The 19,526-nt window shown below is 44.0% G+C and carries 12 protein-coding genes, 5 rRNA genes and 1 riboswitch (1 of these 18 running past the window's edge); all 17 genes read left to right on the top strand.

Features of this window, described 5'->3' with window-relative positions; all coding sequences use genetic code 11:
- Window positions 1-2,065: ribosomal RNA gene (locus ACWATA_RS23070) — 23S ribosomal RNA — on the top strand; it begins 871 nt to the left of the window's first position.
- A 63-nt stretch (window positions 2,066-2,128) separates the two neighbouring features.
- Window positions 2,129-2,244: ribosomal RNA gene (rrf, locus tag ACWATA_RS23065) — 5S ribosomal RNA — on the top strand.
- Between the two features lie 174 nt (window positions 2,245-2,418).
- Window positions 2,419-3,970: ribosomal RNA gene (locus ACWATA_RS23060) — 16S ribosomal RNA — on the top strand.
- Between the two features lie 225 nt (window positions 3,971-4,195).
- Window positions 4,196-7,131: ribosomal RNA gene (locus ACWATA_RS23055) — 23S ribosomal RNA — on the top strand.
- Window positions 7,132-7,194: 63 nt separating this feature from the next.
- Window positions 7,195-7,310: ribosomal RNA gene (gene rrf / locus ACWATA_RS23050) — 5S ribosomal RNA — on the top strand.
- The 16S, 23S and 5S rRNA genes sit together here, the layout of an rRNA operon.
- Window positions 7,311-7,475: 165 nt before the next feature.
- On the top strand, window positions 7,476-7,676 hold the full coding sequence (locus ACWATA_RS23045) for an NETI motif-containing protein (protein WP_016762769.1): 201 nt from the start codon (window positions 7,476-7,478) through the stop codon (window positions 7,674-7,676).
- An 84-nt stretch (window positions 7,677-7,760) separates the two neighbouring features.
- A riboswitch (purine riboswitch) is annotated at window positions 7,761-7,862 on the top strand.
- 128 nt (window positions 7,863-7,990) lie between these two features.
- The gene (gene purE / locus ACWATA_RS23040) at window positions 7,991-8,479 is read left to right on the top strand and encodes a 5-(carboxyamino)imidazole ribonucleotide mutase (RefSeq protein WP_028412533.1); all 489 of its coding nucleotides are present in this window, start codon (window positions 7,991-7,993) and stop codon (window positions 8,477-8,479) included.
- Window positions 8,472-9,617, top strand: a complete 1,146-nt coding sequence (gene purK / locus ACWATA_RS23035) for a 5-(carboxyamino)imidazole ribonucleotide synthase (RefSeq protein WP_013081438.1) — start codon at window positions 8,472-8,474, stop codon at window positions 9,615-9,617. Before purE ends, purK begins: the two co-directional genes overlap by 8 nt.
- Complete coding sequence (gene purB, locus ACWATA_RS23030; protein WP_193426974.1) at window positions 9,614-10,906, top strand: adenylosuccinate lyase; 1,293 nt, start codon at window positions 9,614-9,616, stop codon at window positions 10,904-10,906. The genes purK and purB overlap by 4 nt, the downstream gene beginning before the upstream one ends.
- A gap of 74 nt (window positions 10,907-10,980) precedes the next feature.
- Window positions 10,981-11,688, top strand: coding sequence for a phosphoribosylaminoimidazolesuccinocarboxamide synthase (gene purC / locus ACWATA_RS23025; RefSeq protein ID WP_028412531.1), 708 nt, complete (start codon window positions 10,981-10,983; stop codon window positions 11,686-11,688).
- A gap of 7 nt (window positions 11,689-11,695) precedes the next feature.
- On the top strand, window positions 11,696-11,947 hold the full coding sequence (gene purS / locus ACWATA_RS23020; protein ID WP_014461938.1) for a phosphoribosylformylglycinamidine synthase subunit PurS: 252 nt from the start codon (window positions 11,696-11,698) through the stop codon (window positions 11,945-11,947).
- Window positions 11,944-12,630, top strand: coding sequence for a phosphoribosylformylglycinamidine synthase subunit PurQ (gene purQ / locus ACWATA_RS23015; protein WP_013055039.1), 687 nt, complete (start codon window positions 11,944-11,946; stop codon window positions 12,628-12,630). The genes purS and purQ overlap by 4 nt, the downstream gene beginning before the upstream one ends.
- Complete coding sequence (gene purL / locus ACWATA_RS23010) at window positions 12,614-14,845, top strand: phosphoribosylformylglycinamidine synthase subunit PurL (RefSeq protein WP_473050193.1); 2,232 nt, start codon at window positions 12,614-12,616, stop codon at window positions 14,843-14,845. The genes purQ and purL overlap by 17 nt, the downstream gene beginning before the upstream one ends.
- Complete coding sequence (gene purF, locus ACWATA_RS23005; RefSeq protein WP_013055041.1) at window positions 14,821-16,236, top strand: amidophosphoribosyltransferase; 1,416 nt, start codon at window positions 14,821-14,823, stop codon at window positions 16,234-16,236. The genes purL and purF overlap by 25 nt, the downstream gene beginning before the upstream one ends.
- Before the next feature lie 26 nt (window positions 16,237-16,262).
- Window positions 16,263-17,300, top strand: a complete 1,038-nt coding sequence (gene purM / locus ACWATA_RS23000; protein WP_014461935.1) for a phosphoribosylformylglycinamidine cyclo-ligase — start codon at window positions 16,263-16,265, stop codon at window positions 17,298-17,300.
- Window positions 17,297-17,875, top strand: coding sequence for a phosphoribosylglycinamide formyltransferase (gene purN, locus ACWATA_RS22995; protein WP_014461934.1), 579 nt, complete (start codon window positions 17,297-17,299; stop codon window positions 17,873-17,875). Before purM ends, purN begins: the two co-directional genes overlap by 4 nt.
- Before the next feature lie 103 nt (window positions 17,876-17,978).
- The gene (gene purH / locus ACWATA_RS22990; RefSeq protein WP_025752921.1) at window positions 17,979-19,517 is read left to right on the top strand and encodes a bifunctional phosphoribosylaminoimidazolecarboxamide formyltransferase/IMP cyclohydrolase; all 1,539 of its coding nucleotides are present in this window, start codon (window positions 17,979-17,981) and stop codon (window positions 19,515-19,517) included.
- Window positions 19,518-19,526 lie beyond the last annotated feature (9 nt).

Genomic DNA, 19,526 nt, shown 5'->3' with positions numbered 1-19,526 from the left:
TTAGGGCTAGCCTCATGTTGTGAGAGTCTTGGAGGTAGAGCACTGATTGGACTAGGGGCCCCCAACGGGTTACCGAATTCAGTCAAACTCCGAATGCCAAAGACTTATCCATGGGAGTCAGACTGCGAGTGATAAGATCCGTAGTCAAAAGGGAAACAGCCCAGACCACCAGCTAAGGTCCCCAAGTATACGTTAAGTGGAAAAGGATGTGGAGTTGCTTAGACAACCAGGATGTTGGCTTAGAAGCAGCCACCATTTAAAGAGTGCGTAATAGCTCACTGGTCGAGTGACTCTGCGCCGAAAATGTACCGGGGCTAAACGTATCACCGAAGCTGTGGATTGACATCTTTGATGTCAGTGGTAGGAGAGCGTTCTAAGTGCAGCGAAGTCAGACCGTAAGGACTGGTGGAGCGCTTAGAAGTGAGAATGCCGGTATGAGTAGCGAAAGACAAGTGAGAATCTTGTCCACCGAATGCCTAAGGTTTCCTGAGGAAGGCTCGTCCGCTCAGGGTTAGTCGGGACCTAAGCCGAGGCTGAAAAGCGTAGGCGATGGCCAACAGGTTGATATTCCTGTACCACCTCCCCGCCGTTTGAGTAATGGGGGGACGCAGTAGGATAGGGTAAGCGCGCTGCTGGATATGCGCGTTCAAGCAGTTAGGCTGATGAGTAGGCAAATCCGCTCATCATGAAAGCTGAGCTGTGATGACGAGGGAACTATAGTACCGAAGTTCCTGATTCCACACTGCCAAGAAAAGCCTCTAGCGAGGCGGGAGGTGCCCGTACCGCAAACCGACACAGGTAGGCGAGGAGAGAATCCTAAGGTGATCGAGAGAACTCTCGTTAAGGAACTCGGCAAAATGACCCCGTAACTTCGGGAGAAGGGGTGCTCTGGTAGGGTGTATAGCCCGAGAGAGCCGCAGTGAATAGGCCCAGGCGACTGTTTAGCAAAAACACAGGTCTCTGCGAAGCCGCAAGGCGAAGTATAGGGGCTGACGCCTGCCCGGTGCTGGAAGGTTAAGAGGAGGGGTTATCCTTTGGGAGAAGCTCTGAATCGAAGCCCCAGTAAACGGCGGCCGTAACTATAACGGTCCTAAGGTAGCGAAATTCCTTGTCGGGTAAGTTCCGACCCGCACGAAAGGCGTAACGATCTGGGCACTGTCTCAACGAGAGACTCGGTGAAATTATAGTACCTGTGAAGATGCAGGTTACCCGCGACAGGACGGAAAGACCCCGTGGAGCTTTACTGTAGCCTGATATTGAATTTTGGTACAGCTTGTACAGGATAGGTAGGAGCCTGAGAAGCCGGAGCGCTAGCTTCGGTGGAGGCGTCGGTGGGATACTACCCTGGCTGTATTGAAATTCTAACCCGCGGCCCTGATCGGGCCGGGAGACAGTGTCAGGTGGGCAGTTTGACTGGGGCGGTCGCCTCCTAAAATGTAACGGAGGCGCCCAAAGGTTCCCTCAGAATGGTTGGAAATCATTCGTAGAGTGTAAAGGCACAAGGGAGCTTGACTGCGAGACCTACAAGTCGAGCAGGGACGAAAGTCGGGCTTAGTGATCCGGTGGTTCCGCATGGAAGGGCCATCGCTCAACGGATAAAAGCTACCCCGGGGATAACAGGCTTATCTCCCCCAAGAGTCCACATCGACGGGGAGGTTTGGCACCTCGATGTCGGCTCATCGCATCCTGGGGCTGTAGTCGGTCCCAAGGGTTGGGCTGTTCGCCCATTAAAGCGGTACGCGAGCTGGGTTCAGAACGTCGTGAGACAGTTCGGTCCCTATCCGTCGTGGGCGTAGGAAATTTGAGAGGAGCTGTCCTTAGTACGAGAGGACCGGGATGGACACACCGCTGGTGTACCAGTTGTCTTGCCAAAGGCATCGCTGGGTAGCTATGTGTGGACGGGATAAGTGCTGAAAGCATCTAAGCATGAAGCCCCCCTCAAGATGAGATTTCCCATAGCGCAAGCTAGTAAGATCCCTGAAAGATGATCAGGTTGATAGGTCAGAGGTGGAAGCGTGGCGACATGTGTAGCTGACTGATACTAATCGATCGAGGACTTAACCAAACTTTTAAAAGCATAAGCTTTACTCAGCAAACAGTTATCTAGTTTTGAGAGAACAATCTCTTGTCTGGTGGCGATAGCGAAGAGGTCACACCCGTTCCCATACCGAACACGGAAGTTAAGCTCTTTAGCGCCAATGGTAGTTGGGACTTTGTCCCTGTGAGAGTAGGACGTTGCCAGACTGGAAAAGATCTCTCTTTTCTTTTAAAAAATCTTTTAAAAAAGTTGTTGACATTACGTTGATAACTTGATAAGATAGTAAAGTCGCTTAAGAGCGGCGGTTGAACTTTGAAAACTGAACAAAGCGACAAACGTCAACGTTAATTTTTATTTTTTAAATGAGCAAGTCAAACATTTCTTCGGAGAGTTTGATCCTGGCTCAGGATGAACGCTGGCGGCGTGCCTAATACATGCAAGTCGAGCGAACTGATTAGAAGCTTGCTTCTATGACGTTAGCGGCGGACGGGTGAGTAACACGTGGGCAACCTGCCTGTAAGACTGGGATAACTTCGGGAAACCGAAGCTAATACCGGATAGGATCTTCTCCTTCATGGGAGATGATTGAAAGATGGTTTCGGCTATCACTTACAGATGGGCCCGCGGTGCATTAGCTAGTTGGTGAGGTAACGGCTCACCAAGGCAACGATGCATAGCCGACCTGAGAGGGTGATCGGCCACACTGGGACTGAGACACGGCCCAGACTCCTACGGGAGGCAGCAGTAGGGAATCTTCCGCAATGGACGAAAGTCTGACGGAGCAACGCCGCGTGAGTGATGAAGGCTTTCGGGTCGTAAAACTCTGTTGTTAGGGAAGAACAAGTACGAGAGTAACTGCTCGTACCTTGACGGTACCTAACCAGAAAGCCACGGCTAACTACGTGCCAGCAGCCGCGGTAATACGTAGGTGGCAAGCGTTATCCGGAATTATTGGGCGTAAAGCGCGCGCAGGCGGTTTCTTAAGTCTGATGTGAAAGCCCACGGCTCAACCGTGGAGGGTCATTGGAAACTGGGGAACTTGAGTGCAGAAGAGAAAAGCGGAATTCCACGTGTAGCGGTGAAATGCGTAGAGATGTGGAGGAACACCAGTGGCGAAGGCGGCTTTTTGGTCTGTAACTGACGCTGAGGCGCGAAAGCGTGGGGAGCAAACAGGATTAGATACCCTGGTAGTCCACGCCGTAAACGATGAGTGCTAAGTGTTAGAGGGTTTCCGCCCTTTAGTGCTGCAGCTAACGCATTAAGCACTCCGCCTGGGGAGTACGGTCGCAAGACTGAAACTCAAAGGAATTGACGGGGGCCCGCACAAGCGGTGGAGCATGTGGTTTAATTCGAAGCAACGCGAAGAACCTTACCAGGTCTTGACATCCTCTGACAACTCTAGAGATAGAGCGTTCCCCTTCGGGGGACAGAGTGACAGGTGGTGCATGGTTGTCGTCAGCTCGTGTCGTGAGATGTTGGGTTAAGTCCCGCAACGAGCGCAACCCTTGATCTTAGTTGCCAGCATTTAGTTGGGCACTCTAAGGTGACTGCCGGTGACAAACCGGAGGAAGGTGGGGATGACGTCAAATCATCATGCCCCTTATGACCTGGGCTACACACGTGCTACAATGGATGGTACAAAGGGCTGCAAGACCGCGAGGTCAAGCCAATCCCATAAAACCATTCTCAGTTCGGATTGTAGGCTGCAACTCGCCTACATGAAGCTGGAATCGCTAGTAATCGCGGATCAGCATGCCGCGGTGAATACGTTCCCGGGCCTTGTACACACCGCCCGTCACACCACGAGAGTTTGTAACACCCGAAGTCGGTGGAGTAACCGTAAGGAGCTAGCCGCCTAAGGTGGGACAGATGATTGGGGTGAAGTCGTAACAAGGTAGCCGTATCGGAAGGTGCGGCTGGATCACCTCCTTTCTAAGGATTTTTACATGACGTACGTTTTGACACTTTGTTCAGTTTTGAGAGTTCAATCTCTCAATTATAGAAAGCACACTACTTTCTTCTTATTAGATAAGAAGAATTTTGGTTGCGATTGTTCTTTGAAAACTAGATAACAGTAATTGCTGAGGAAAAGTGAAACTTTTCTTTAATCAAACCAATAAATAACACAACTTTATGTTGTACCATTTATTCGCTAATGGTTAAGTTAGAAAGGGCGCACGGTGAATGCCTTGGCACTAGGAGCCGATGAAGGACGGGACTAACACCGATATGCTTCGGGGAGCTGTAAGTGAGCTTTGATCCGGAGATTTCCGAATGGGGAAACCCACTGTTCGTAATGGAACAGTATCTTTATCTGAATACATAGGATATTGAAGGCAGACCCGGGGAACTGAAACATCTAAGTACCCGGAGGAAGAGAAAGCAAATGCGATTTCCTGAGTAGCGGCGAGCGAAACGGAATTAGCCCAAACCAAGAGGCTTGCCTCTTGGGGTTGTAGGACACTCTATACGGAGTTACAAAGGAACGAAGTAAATGAAGCGACCTGGAAAGGTCCGTCGAAGAAGGTAACAACCCTGTAGTTGAAACTTCGTTCCCTCTTGAGTGGATCCTGAGTACGGCGGAACACGTGAAATTCCGTCGGAAGCTGGGAGGACCATCTCCCAAGGCTAAATACTACCTAGTGACCGATAGTGAACCAGTACCGTGAGGGAAAGGTGAAAAGCACCCCGGAAGGGGAGTGAAAGAGATCCTGAAACCGTGTGCCTACAAGTAGTCAGAGCCCGTTAATGGGTGATGGCGTGCCTTTTGTAGAATGAACCGGCGAGTTACGATCCCATGCAAGGTTAAGCTGATAAGGCGGAGCCGTAGCGAAAGCGAGTCTGAATAGGGCGTTTAGTATGTGGTTGTAGACCCGAAACCAGGTGATCTACCCATGTCCAGGGTGAAGTTCAGGTAACACTGAATGGAGGCCCGAACCCACGCACGTTGAAAAGTGCGGGGATGAGGTGTGGGTAGCGGAGAAATTCCAATCGAACCTGGAGATAGCTGGTTCTCTCCGAAATAGCTTTAGGGCTAGCCTCATGTTGTGAGAGTCTTGGAGGTAGAGCACTGATTGGACTAGGGGCCCCCAACGGGTTACCGAATTCAGTCAAACTCCGAATGCCAAAGACTTATCCATGGGAGTCAGACTGCGAGTGATAAGATCCGTAGTCAAAAGGGAAACAGCCCAGACCACCAGCTAAGGTCCCCAAGTATACGTTAAGTGGAAAAGGATGTGGAGTTGCTTAGACAACCAGGATGTTGGCTTAGAAGCAGCCACCATTTAAAGAGTGCGTAATAGCTCACTGGTCGAGTGACTCTGCGCCGAAAATGTACCGGGGCTAAACGTATCACCGAAGCTGTGGATTGACATCTTTGATGTCAGTGGTAGGAGAGCGTTCTAAGTGCAGCGAAGTCAGACCGTAAGGACTGGTGGAGCGCTTAGAAGTGAGAATGCCGGTATGAGTAGCGAAAGACAAGTGAGAATCTTGTCCACCGAATGCCTAAGGTTTCCTGAGGAAGGCTCGTCCGCTCAGGGTTAGTCGGGACCTAAGCCGAGGCTGAAAAGCGTAGGCGATGGCCAACAGGTTGATATTCCTGTACCACCTCCCCGCCGTTTGAGTAATGGGGGGACGCAGTAGGATAGGGTAAGCGCGCTGCTGGATATGCGCGTTCAAGCAGTTAGGCTGATGAGTAGGCAAATCCGCTCATCATGAAAGCTGAGCTGTGATGACGAGGGAACTATAGTACCGAAGTTCCTGATTCCACACTGCCAAGAAAAGCCTCTAGCGAGGCGGGAGGTGCCCGTACCGCAAACCGACACAGGTAGGCGAGGAGAGAATCCTAAGGTGATCGAGAGAACTCTCGTTAAGGAACTCGGCAAAATGACCCCGTAACTTCGGGAGAAGGGGTGCTCTGGTAGGGTGTATAGCCCGAGAGAGCCGCAGTGAATAGGCCCAGGCGACTGTTTAGCAAAAACACAGGTCTCTGCGAAGCCGCAAGGCGAAGTATAGGGGCTGACGCCTGCCCGGTGCTGGAAGGTTAAGAGGAGGGGTTATCCTTTGGGAGAAGCTCTGAATCGAAGCCCCAGTAAACGGCGGCCGTAACTATAACGGTCCTAAGGTAGCGAAATTCCTTGTCGGGTAAGTTCCGACCCGCACGAAAGGCGTAACGATCTGGGCACTGTCTCAACGAGAGACTCGGTGAAATTATAGTACCTGTGAAGATGCAGGTTACCCGCGACAGGACGGAAAGACCCCGTGGAGCTTTACTGTAGCCTGATATTGAATTTTGGTACAGCTTGTACAGGATAGGTAGGAGCCTGAGAAGCCGGAGCGCTAGCTTCGGTGGAGGCGTCGGTGGGATACTACCCTGGCTGTATTGAAATTCTAACCCGCGGCCCTGATCGGGCCGGGAGACAGTGTCAGGTGGGCAGTTTGACTGGGGCGGTCGCCTCCTAAAATGTAACGGAGGCGCCCAAAGGTTCCCTCAGAATGGTTGGAAATCATTCGTAGAGTGTAAAGGCACAAGGGAGCTTGACTGCGAGACCTACAAGTCGAGCAGGGACGAAAGTCGGGCTTAGTGATCCGGTGGTTCCGCATGGAAGGGCCATCGCTCAACGGATAAAAGCTACCCCGGGGATAACAGGCTTATCTCCCCCAAGAGTCCACATCGACGGGGAGGTTTGGCACCTCGATGTCGGCTCATCGCATCCTGGGGCTGTAGTCGGTCCCAAGGGTTGGGCTGTTCGCCCATTAAAGCGGTACGCGAGCTGGGTTCAGAACGTCGTGAGACAGTTCGGTCCCTATCCGTCGTGGGCGTAGGAAATTTGAGAGGAGCTGTCCTTAGTACGAGAGGACCGGGATGGACACACCGCTGGTGTACCAGTTGTCTTGCCAAAGGCATCGCTGGGTAGCTATGTGTGGACGGGATAAGTGCTGAAAGCATCTAAGCATGAAGCCCCCCTCAAGATGAGATTTCCCATAGCGCAAGCTAGTAAGATCCCTGAAAGATGATCAGGTTGATAGGTCAGAGGTGGAAGCGTGGCGACATGTGTAGCTGACTGATACTAATCGATCGAGGACTTAACCAAACTTTTAAAAGCATAAGCTTTACTCAGCAAACAGTTATCTAGTTTTGAGAGAACAATCTCTTGTCTGGTGGCGATAGCGAAGAGGTCACACCCGTTCCCATACCGAACACGGAAGTTAAGCTCTTTAGCGCCAATGGTAGTTGGGACTTTGTCCCTGTGAGAGTAGGACGTTGCCAGGCCAATAAAAAGACTAGTCATTCAATGACTAGTCTTTTTTGTTTCTAAAAATTACAGCATGAATTTAACTTTTAAATTATGTTACACTATAGTGGATTCATTTAATTTTTGTTATAAAAGCTCTTTTTGACGCTGTAAGAAACTTTTTTCGAACTGGAGGCTGCATTTTGGGTAAGAAATCAAAAAAAGTACTGTATGAATTACAAGAAAATGAAACAATCGCAAGTTGTTTAGATCGGATGAAAAAAGATGGGTATATGCCTGTTCGACGAATGGAAAAGCCTATTTTTGAAGAAAAAGAAATAAATGGTAAAAAGGACTATGTTCCGGTAAAGCAACAGATTGTTTTCGAAGGGAAAAGTCTCTAAATACGAACATTTTAATGATAAAAATAGTAAACATTCGATTTTTAGGTTGACTTTTTTCTAGTTTGGCTGTTATTATTAAGTTGTCAATTGAGATATCCGAAACCTCATATAATAGTGGGAATATGGCCCACGAGTTTCTACCCGATGACCGTAAATCATTGGACTATGAGGAGAGTACAATTACTAAATAGGTAAACATGATTCCTTTTCAAAAGGAATGTTGATACATGAAACCTAGGGTAGTTGTGGCTTTCCTTTAGTGAGCCATAACTTACCCTAGGTTTTTTTATAACGTGAAAAAGGAGCTTTTATTCATGAATGTAAAAGTTGCTGTTGTAATGGGCAGTCAGTCAGACTGGAGCACTATGAAATATGCGTGTGACATTTTAGATGAATTAAATATTCAATATGAAAAGAAAGTTGTATCAGCACATCGAACGCCGGATTATATGTTTGAATATGCTGAAACAGCGAAAGAACGAGGGATTAAAGTTATTATTGCTGGCGCTGGGGGTGCTGCGCACTTACCTGGTATGATTGCCGCAAAAACAATTTTACCTGTAATAGGAGTACCCGTTAAATCAAGTAACTTAAACGGTTTAGATTCACTTTTATCGATTGTTCAAATGCCAGGCGGCGTACCGGTAGCTACAGTAGCTATTGGGAAAGCTGGTTCTACGAACGCTGGCCTGCTAGCAGCACAAATCTTAGCAACACAGGATCCAACGTTAAGTGATCAACTTGAAAATCGTAGAGAGTCTATTAAATCATCTGTGTTAGAAAGTAGTGATCAACTTGTCTAATTTACTTATACCTCCTGGTAAAACAATTGGAATCGTAGGCGGTGGACAGCTAGGAAGAATGATTGCACTATCTGCTAAAGAAATGGGTTATTACATTGCAGTGCTTGAACCAACAGAAGATTCTCCTTGCGGTCAAGTAGCAGATATTAAAGTCATTGGCAACTATGATGATAGAAAAGCGGTTGAACAGCTTGCTGAAGTGTCAGATGTCATCACCTATGAATTTGAAAACGTTGATGTTGAGATGATGAAATGGCTAGAAACAAAATGCTACGTGCCACAAGGCAGTCATTTACTAGCCGTTACACAAAATCGTCGTTTAGAAAAAGAAATGATTACAAAGCTTAATCTAGACGTTCCTGATTACGCAATCGTTACGACTGAAGAAGAACTTTTAAAAGCTGTCGAAACAATTGGTTATCCATGTGTCGTAAAAACTTGCCGAGGCGGATATGACGGTAAAGGGCAAGTTCTAGTGAAAAATGAGAATAATATTCGTGAAGCAGCTGAGCTATTAGCACAGTCGGAATGCATTGTAGAACAGTGGATGAACTTAGATAAAGAAGTATCAGTTATTGTACACCGAAATGCAAAAGGCGAAACGGTATGTTTACCAGTAGCTGAGAACATTCATAAGCATCATATTTTGCACCAAACGATTGTTCCGGCACGTATTACAGCAGATCAAGAAGCGAAAGCTCTTCAATATGCGCAAGAAATAGCAAAAGGATTAGATTTAGTTGGTACATTAGCAGTTGAGATGTTCCTAACTGAAGAAGGTCAGCTTTATATAAATGAAATGGCACCTAGACCTCATAACTCAGGTCATTATTCAATCAATGCTTGTGATCTTTCTCAATTTCAGCAGCATGTAAGAGCCATTTGTAACTGGACCCTAGCACAGCCGACTTTATTAAAACCTGCTGTGATGGTTAACCTATTAGGGGAACATATTGAGAACACAATGGCAAAAATCGAATGTTTAGATGATATGCACTTACATTTGTACGGAAAAAAAGTTGCAAAAGAGAAGAGAAAAATGGGACATATCACGGTATTAGCTGATAAGATAGATGAGGCGATAGAAAAAGCCGAATCTCTAGGAATTTGGGAAAGAACGGAGGAAGTAACAACATGATTGAACGTTATACAAGACCAGAAATGGCAGCTATTTGGACAGAAGAAAATAAATTTAAAGCTTGGTTAGAAGTTGAAATTCTAGCTTGCGAAGCATGGTCAGAATTAGGACATATTCCGAAAGAAGATGTGAAGTTAATTCGTCAAAATGCATCTTTTGATATTAACCGCATCAATGAAATTGAACTAGAAACGCGTCATGACGTAGTAGCTTTCACTCGTGCAGTATCTGAAACGCTTGGTGAAGAGCGCAAGTGGGTACACTACGGTTTGACTTCAACTGACGTAGTTGATACAGCTCTATCTTATTTATTAAAGCAAGCTAATGAAATCTTGCTAAGTGACGTAGAGCGCTTTGTAGAAGTACTAAAGGAAAAAGCTCAAGAACATAAATATACGGTTATGATGGGACGTACACACGGTGTACACGCTGAGCCAACGACATTTGGTTTGAAAATGGGATTATGGTATGAAGAAATGAAGCGTAACCTAGAGCGTTTAAAACGTGCTACAGCTGAAGTGGAATTTGGTAAAATGTCAGGAGCAGTTGGAACGTTCGCTAACATCGATCCTTTCGTTGAAAAATACGTATGTGAGAAGTTAGGAATTTCACCAGCACCAATCTCTACGCAAACATTACAGCGTGACCGTCATGCACACTATATGTCAGTACTAGCGTTAATTGCGACATCTATTGAGAAATTTGCAGTAGAAGTTCGCGGTCTTCAAAAAAGTGAAACACGTGAGGTTGAAGAATATTTTGCAAAAGGTCAAAAAGGCTCATCTGCAATGCCTCATAAACGTAATCCAATCGGTTCTGAGAACGTAACGGGACTTGCTCGCTTAATTCGCGGCTATATGGTTACAGCTTATGATAATGTACCGCTTTGGCATGAGCGTGACATCTCTCATTCATCGGCAGAGCGTGTCATCTTACCTGATGCAACGATTGCTTTGAATTACATGTTAAATCGTTTTGCAAATATTGTTAAAAACTTAACAGTATTCCCTGACAACATGAAGCGCAACATGGATCGTACACTAGGGCTAATTTACTCACAGCGTGTACTTTTAACATTAATTAACAAAGGTATGGTACGTGAAGAAGCATACGACTTAGTACAGCCAAAAGCAATGGAAGCATGGGAAACGCAAGTTCCTTTCCGTTCTTTAATTGAAGGCGAAGAGCGCATTACTCGCCACTTATCGCCAGAAGAGATTGAAGATTGCTTCGATCATAAGCACCATTTAAAAAATGTAGATATGATTTTTGAACGTTTAGGTCTTTAATAAAAAAGGCAAGGCACGTCCTTGCCTTTATCTAAGAAAGTGTATCTGAATATTCTGTATGTAGAGGTGACAGCATGGAAAAGCAAGAGTTACTTTATGAAGGAAAAGCGAAAAAAATTTACGCTACTGATGAGCAAGATGTACTGTGGGTTGCTTATAAAAATGAAGCTACAGCATTCAACGGTCAGAAAAAAGCAGAGATTAGCGGAAAAGCACAGCTGAACAATCAAATTAGTAGTTTACTATTTTCAATGTTACATGAGCAAGGGATTACAACTCACTTTGTGAAGCAGCTTTCAGATCATGAACAGGCGGTTAAGAAAGTAGAAATTGTTCCGCTTGAAGTCGTTGTACGAAATGCTACAGCAGGAAGCCTTGCGAAGCGAATTGGCGTAGAAGAAGGTATTCGTTTTGAACAGCCAATCGTTGAACTTTACTACAAAGATGATGCGCTTGGTGATCCATTAATTCTTGCAGAACATGCGATTTTCCTTAAGGCTGCAACTCAAGAAGAGATTGATAGTTTAAAGGCACAAGCACTTCAAATCAACGAAGTATTATCGAAATTTTTCAAAGATAAAGACATTTTCTTAGTGGATTTTAAATTAGAATTCGGCCGTACTTCTCAAGGCGACATTATTTTAGCGGATGAAATTTCACCTGACACTTGCCGCTTCTGGGATGTTCATACGAACGAAAAATTAGATAAAGATGTATTCCGCAGAGACTTAGGCGGTTTAACAGAAGCATACGAAAAAATCTTACAGCGAATCGGAGGATAACCCAACCATGTATAAAGTAAAAGTATTTGTCACATTAAGAGAAAGTGTATTAGACCCTCAAGGAGTAGCCGTTAAAAATTCATTGCACCGTATGTCTTATGAAGAAGTTCAAGAAGTACGCATCGGTAAATTTTTAGAGCTAACAATCGACAGCACAGATTCATTAGATGAACGCGTAAAAGAAATGTGTGAAAAGCTTTTAGTTAATACAGTAATTGAAGATTACCGTTACGAGGTTGAGGAGGTTGTCGTACAGTGAAATTTGCTGTAATTGTTTTTCCAGGATCAAACTGTGACGTAGATATGTATCATGCTATCAAAGATGAGCTTGGTGAAGAAGTAGATTACGTTTGGCACGATACAGAATCATTAGATCAATATGATGGTATCTTGCTTCCAGGTGGTTTCTCATATGGAGATTACCTTCGTTCAGGTGCTATCGCTCGCTTCTCAAATGTAATGGATGCTGTAAAAAAAGCAGCAAGCCAAGGAAAGCCAGTACTAGGTGTATGTAATGGATTCCAAATTTTATTAGAAGCAGGATTACTGCCAGGTGCTATGCGCCGTAATGAAAACTTAAAATTCATCTGTAAAACAGTGAATTTGAAAGTAGCTAATAACGAAACAATGTTTACAAATGCTTATGGCAAAGATGAAGTAATTGCTATTCCAGTGGCACACGGTGAAGGCAACTACTATTGTGATGAACATACGTTACAAAAATTGATTGAAAACAACCAGATTCTTTTCCAATACGCAGGTGATAATCCAAACGGAAGTCTTCAAGATATTGCAGGGATTACGAACGAAACAGGCAACGTATTAGGAATGATGCCTCACCCAGAAAGAGCGGTAAGCGATCTTTTAGGAAGCGCGGACGGACTTAAATTATTTCAATCAATTGTAAAGCAGTGGAGGGAACAAAATGTCGTTACTTCTTGAACCAAATGTAGAGCAAATTAAAGAACAAAAGTTATATCGAGATATGGGATTAACAGACGAAGAGTTTGCGAATGTAGAGCAACTGCTTGGTCGTACTCCTAACTATACAGAAACAGGCTTATTCTCTGTTATGTGGTCAGAGCACTGTAGCTATAAAAACTCTAAGCCTGTACTGAAAAAATTCCCTATCACGGGTGAAAAAGTATTACAAGGTCCTGGTGAAGGAGCTGGTATCGTTGATATTGGTGATAACCAAGCCGTTGTATTTAAAATCGAAAGTCATAACCATCCATCAGCGATTGAACCTTATCAAGGAGCAGCAACTGGTGTAGGTGGCATCATTCGTGACGTCTTTTCAATGGGAGCAAGACCGATTGCACTTTTAAACTCTTTACGTTTTGGTGAATTAACATCTCCAAAGGTTCGTCATTTGTTTGAGGAAGTAGTAGCGGGAATCGCAGGTTACGGTAACTGTGTAGGAATCCCAACAGTAGGTGGAGAAATTCAGTTTGAAGCTTCATATGAAGGAAATCCGCTTGTTAACGCTATGTGTGTTGGTTTAATTAACCACGAAGATATTCAAAAAGGTCAAGCTAAAGGCGTTGGCAACACGGTTATGTACGTAGGAGCAAAAACGGGACGCGACGGTATCCACGGCGCTACATTTGCTTCTGAAGAGCTATCTGATCAGTCAGATGAAAAACGTCCTGCTGTACAAGTAGGAGATCCATTTATGGAAAAACTTCTTCTTGAAGCTTGCTTAGAGCTTATCAAGTGTGACGCTTTAGTAGGTATTCAAGATATGGGTGCTGCGGGCTTAACAAGTTCTTCGGCAGAGATGGCAAGTAAAGCAGGTTCTGGTATTGAAATGAACCTTGATCTTGTACCTCAGCGTGAAACGGGTATGACACCATATGAAATGATGCTTTCAGAATCTCAAGAGCGCATGCTCATCGTTGTTGAAAAAGGCCGTGAAAATGAAATCGTCGAAATCGTTGAAAAATACGGATTAGAAGCTGTTTCAGTCGGTCACGTAACCGACGATAAGCGCCTTCGTTTAACTCATAACGGAGAAGTAGTAGCAGATGTTCCTGTAGATGCATTAGCAGAAGATGCACCGGTATACCACAAACCATCTCAAGAACCAGCATACTATCGTGAGTTCCAAGAGCAGTCAGCATACGCTCCTACTGTTGAAAATCACAGTGATATGTTAGTAACGCTTTTAAAACAGCCTACGATTGCAAACAAAGAGTGGGTTTACAACCAATATGACTACCAAGTACGTACAAACACAGTTGTATCTCCTGGATCTGACGCGGCGGTTGTTCGTGTACGTGATACAAATAAAGCATTAGCGATGACAACAGACTGTAACTCTCGCTATTTATACCTAGACCCGGAAGTAGGCGGCCGTATCGCAGTGGCAGAAGCTGCTCGTAACCTTGTATGTTCAGGTGCACAGCCTCTTGCGATTACAGACTGCTTAAACTTCGGCAACCCTGAAAAGCCAGAAATCTTCTGGCAAATTGAAAAAGCAACAGACGGTATGAGCGACGCTTGCCGTGAGCTATCGACTCCGGTTATCGGCGGTAACGTATCTCTGTACAATGAGACAAAAGGTGAAGCAATTTACCCAACTCCTGTTATTGGAATGGTTGGTCTAATCGACGATATCGACCATATTACAACTCAATATGCGAAGCAAAAAGATGACTTAATCTATGTTATTGGTAAAGCTGAAGCAGAATTCGCAGGTACTGAGCTTCAAAAAGTATTAGAAAACGGTACGGTATTCGGCCAGTCACCTAAATTAGATTTAGCGGTTGAAAAAACACGTCAAGATCAGCTTCTTCAAGCAATTCGTGAAGGTGCAGTTCAATCTGCTCACGATATTGCAGAAGGAGGATTCGCGGTAGCCCTAGCTGAAAAAGTGATGAACGGCAGCGGGTTAGGCGTAAACGTAACGGTAGACGGTGAAGCAACAGCAGAGCTATTCAGTGAAACACAATCACGCTTTGTCGTAACGGTTTCACCAGAGAATAAAGAAAAATTCGAAATGCTTGTACAAGATGCAACATTAGTAGGACGCGTAACAGAAGACGCAACATTAACTGTTAAACATCAAGAAAATGTTCTTGTTCAATTATCAGTTGAAGAATTAACTACTGCTTGGAAAGGAGCGCTTCCATGCTTGCTGAAATCAAAGGCTTAAACGAAGAATGTGGCGTATTCGGTGTATGGGGACATGAAAATGCAAGCCAGATTGCTTATTACGGTTTGCATAGCTTGCAACACCGCGGACAAGAAGGCGCTGGTATTGCTGTAACAGACGGAGAAAAAGTGACAGTGATGAAAGGCGTCGGTCTTGTTAACGAAGTATTTGGCCACGGAGAGTTAGAGCAACTAAACGGTAAAGCAGCAATTGGACACGTTCGTTATGCAACAGCTGGAGGCGGAGGGTTTGAAAATGTTCAACCCCTTCACTTCCGCTCTCATAGCGGAAGCCTTGCGTTAGCTCATAATGGAAACTTGGTTAATGCAAATGCATTAAAGCATCAGCTGGAAAACCAAGGGAGTATTTTCCAATCAACATCTGATACAGAAGTACTTGCTCATTTAATTAAACGAAGCGGCTATGAAGATATGAAAGATAAAGTGAAAAATGCTTTATCCATGGTTAAAGGCGCATACGCATTCGTTATTTTAACGGAAGATACGATGATGGTTGCACTTGATCCTCACGGACTGCGTCCATTATCAATTGGACGATTAGGTGATGCCTATGTAGTAGCTTCTGAAACATGTGCGTTTGATATTGTTGGAGCGGTTCATGAGCGTGATGTAGAGCCTGGTGAGTTACTTATTATTAATGATGAAGGTATTCAATCAGAGCGATTCACATTAAACGTAAACCGTGCTATTTGCAGTATGGAATATATTTATTTCTCAAGACCAGATAGTAATATTGATGGAATCAATGTTCACTCTGCTCGTAAAAACCTTGGGAAACAACTTGCAGTTGAGTCACCAATTGAAGCAGACGTTGTAACAGGCGTTCCGGATTCAAGTATTTCAGCAGCAATCGGCTTTGCAGAACAGTCCGGGATTCCATACGAATTAGGTTTAATTAAGAATCGATACGTAGGCCGTACATTCATTCAGCCTTCACAAGAACTGCGTGAACAAGGTGTAAAAATGAAGCTGTCTCCCGTACGTAAAATTGTAGAGGGTAAGCGTGTTGTTATGGTAGATGATTCTATCGTTCGCGGCACAACAAGCCGACGCATTGTTCGTATGCTTCGAGAAGCAGGAGCAACTGAAGTACATGTACGCATCAGTTCACCACCTATCAAAAATCCATGTTTCTATGGAATTGACACGTCGTCATCCTCTGAGCTAATTGCTGCTACGCGCTCTGTTGAAGAAATTCGTGAATTAATTGAAGCAGATTCACTTGTTTTCTTAAGCAACGAAGGGTTAGTAGATGCAATCGGCAGACAGTATGAAGGCAACGGCGGACAGTGTATGGCATGTTTCACTGGAAAGTATCCAACTGAAATTTATCCAGATACTGTACACCCTCATGAAAAGGTAACTTGTTAGTTTTAACGTAAAAAAGGAGTGACAACATGTCATATTCATATAAACAAGCTGGAGTTGACTTAGAAGCAGGATATGAAGCTGTTTCACGTATTAAAAAGCACGTAGAACGCACTGCTCGTGCAGGTATTATGGGAACAGTCGGCGGCTTTGGCGGAATGTTTGATTTATCTACATTGAATTTAAAAGAGCCTGTTCTTGTTTCTGGTACAGATGGAGTAGGAACAAAATTGAAACTTGCTTTTCAAATGGATAAGCATGACACAATCGGTGTGGATGCAGTGGCCATGTGTGTAAACGACGTTTTAGCACAAGGAGCAGAGCCTCTCTACTTCTTAGATTATATTGCTTGCGGGAAAGCAGTTCCTGAAAAAATTGAATCGATTGTAAAAGGAATTGCAGACGGCTGTGAACAGTCCAACTGTGCGTTAATTGGCGGAGAAACAGCTGAAATGCCAGGTTTATACGAAGAAGATGAATATGATCTTGCAGGGTTTACAGTAGGAGCGGTAGAAAAGTCAGAAATTATTACTGGAGATGAGATTAAAGCTGGACAGCTGTTGATCGGTATCTCATCTAGCGGTATTCACAGCAACGGCTACTCTCTTGTACGTAAAATTGTTGATGATCAAGGATTAAATCTTCACGAAACTTACGCTGGTTTTAATGAAAAGCTCGGAGTTGAGTTATTAACGCCAACAAAAATATACGTGAAGCCGGTCCTAAAAGCATTACATGCAGCTAAGGTGGCAGGTATGGCTCATATTACTGGAGGCGGATTTGTTGAAAATATCCCTCGTATGCTTCCTGAAGGTTTAGGTGTCGAAATCGATTACGGTTCTTGGCCAATCCCATACGTGTTTGATTTCCTTGAAGAGCAAGGCAAGCTAGATCGTAAAGAAATGTTTGAAGTATTCAACATGGGAATCGGATTTGTTTTAGCTGTTGAACCTGAAGATATGAATAAAGTCATTGAAGCAATTGAAAACGAAGGCGAAAAAGCATTTGTTATCGGACGTGTCAAAGAAGGAACAGGTGTTGAATTTGCTGGAGGGACGTTTGCATGATAAATATTGCAGTGTTTGCTTCTGGAAACGGCAGTAACTTTCAATCCATCTACGAAGCAACTCAGTCAGGTCGATTAAAAGCAAATATTGCGCTTGTTGTTTGTAATAAACCGGATGCATACGTAATTGAACGAGCAAAAGCATGTGGAATACCATGCTTTGTTTGTTCGCCTAAAAACTATGAAAATAAAGAAGCGTATGAAGCAGCAATTCTTGCAGAGCTTACATCAGCTAAAGTAGAATTTCTTGTTTTAGCAGGATATATGCGATTAGTTGGTTCGACGTTGCTTAAGCCATACAAAAATCGTATTGTTAATATTCACCCTTCGCTTTTACCTGCATTTCCTGGGATTGATGCTATTGGTCAAGCTTTTGATGCAGGAGTAAAAGTGATTGGAATTACCGTGCATTTTGTAGATGAAGGCATGGATACAGGACCAATTATTGACCAGCAGGCTATTCGCATTGAAAAAGGCGATACAAGAGAAACAGTTGAGGCCCGTATTCATGAAATTGAACATCAATTTTATCCCGCGGTACTGAATGAATTATTTGAACAAGCCGCAGTTAAATAAATAGGATGTAACCTTGTCAAAAAAGTTTTAATCCTTTACTATGGTAGAGTAGTAGTGAAAGAAAGATTTTAAATGAGAGATCGGATCAGGAGGAGTTTACAAAATGACAGCAAAACGCGCGCTTATTAGCGTATCTGATAAAGAAGGTATTGTTTCATTTGCACAAGAATTAAAGGACTTAGGAGTAGAAATTATTTCAACTGGCGGTACAAAGCGTACCCTAGAAGAAAACGGCATTGACGTTATCGGAATTTCTGAAGTAACTGGTTTCCCAGAAATTTTAGACGGCCGTTTAAAAACATTGCATCCTAACGTTCACGGTGCTTTATTAGCGTTACGCGATAATGAAGAGCATCAAGCTCAAATGAAAGAGCATAATATCTCGCCAATCGACTTTGTAGTTGTAAACTTATACCCATTTAAAAAGACAATTGAAAAAGAGGATGTAACGCTTGCTGAAGCGATTGAGAATATTGACATCGGTGGACCTACAATGCTTCGTTCAGCTGCGAAAAATTATCGTTCTGTCTCAGTTGTAGTAGATCCAAGCGATTACGCAACCGTAGTAGAAGAGTTAAAAGCAGATGGCAATGTTTCATTTGAAACCAACCAACGATTAGCAGCAAAAGTATTCCGTCATACGGCAGCTTATGATGCATTAATCGCTGAATACTTAACAAACATTACAGGTGAAACAACTCCTGAGAAATTAACAGTAACGTATGAGCGCGTTCAAGGCTTACGATACGGAGAAAACCCTCACCAACAAGCTTCTTTTTATAAAAAGCCGTTAACACAAAAAGGTTCTATTGCAACAGCTACGCAGCTGCATGGAAAAGAGTTATCATACAATAATATCAACGATGCAAACGCAGCTCTTCAAATCGTAAAAGAATTCAAAGAGCCGGCTATCGTAGCGATCAAACATATGAATCCTTGCGGTGTAGGTGTGGGTGAAACAATTGCTCAAGCTTATCAAAAAGCATATGAAGCGGATCCTACATCTATCTTTGGCGGCATCGTAGCAGCTAACCGTCCTATCGACCGTGAAACGGCTATTCAGTTAAAAGAAATTTTCTTAGAAATCATCATTGCTCCTGCGTTCGATCAAGAAGCATTAGATGTATTAACAGCTAAGAAAAACCTTCGTTTACTAACGATAGAGCTTGATGAAAAAGCAGAAAAAGAAGCTTTCTTAACGTCTGTAAAAGGCGGCGTGCTTGTTCAGGATGAAGACGTATTCGGATTTGATGATGCAACGATTACTGTTCCAACGAAACGTGAGCCAACAGAAAAAGAGTGGGCAGATTTAAAATTAGCATGGAAAGTTGTTAAAAATGTTAAGTCTAATGCTATTGTACTTGCAAAAGATGACATGACAATTGGCGTAGGGGCTGGTCAAATGAATCGCGTAGGCGCTGCAAAAATTGCAATTGAACAAGCTGGTGAAAAAGCACAAGGTTCAGCTTTAGGTTCAGATGCTTTCTTCCCAATGGGCGATACAGTAGAAGCAGCAGCTAAAGCAGGAATCACAGCTATTATTCAGCCAGGCGGATCAATTCGTGATGAAGAGTCAATTGCAAAAGCAGATGAATACGGCATTGCAATGGTATTTACAGGCGTAAGACATTTTAAACATTAATGAGGTGAA

It is taken from the genome of Priestia sp. USM5 (assembly GCF_058323215.1).
Note: the sequence above shows the minus strand (reverse complement) of the source record. Positions and strands in the feature narration are given on the sequence as shown.

Excerpts from the sequence above, each read along its gene's own strand:
- purE (WP_028412533.1), top strand. The coding sequence starts at position 7,991 with ATGAATGTAAAAGTTGCTGTTGTAATGGGCAGTCAGTCAGACTGGAGC.
- purB (WP_193426974.1), top strand. The coding sequence starts at position 9,614 with ATGATTGAACGTTATACAAGACCAGAAATGGCAGCTATTTGGACAGAA.
- purC (WP_028412531.1), top strand. The coding sequence starts at position 10,981 with ATGGAAAAGCAAGAGTTACTTTATGAAGGAAAAGCGAAAAAAATTTAC.
- purS (WP_014461938.1), top strand. The coding sequence starts at position 11,696 with ATGTATAAAGTAAAAGTATTTGTCACATTAAGAGAAAGTGTATTAGAC.
- purL (WP_473050193.1), top strand. The coding sequence starts at position 12,614 with ATGTCGTTACTTCTTGAACCAAATGTAGAGCAAATTAAAGAACAAAAG.
- purF (WP_013055041.1), top strand. The coding sequence starts at position 14,821 with ATGCTTGCTGAAATCAAAGGCTTAAACGAAGAATGTGGCGTATTCGGT.
- purM (WP_014461935.1), top strand. The coding sequence starts at position 16,263 with ATGTCATATTCATATAAACAAGCTGGAGTTGACTTAGAAGCAGGATAT.
- purN (WP_014461934.1), top strand. The coding sequence starts at position 17,297 with ATGATAAATATTGCAGTGTTTGCTTCTGGAAACGGCAGTAACTTTCAA.
- purH (WP_025752921.1), top strand. The coding sequence starts at position 17,979 with ATGACAGCAAAACGCGCGCTTATTAGCGTATCTGATAAAGAAGGTATT.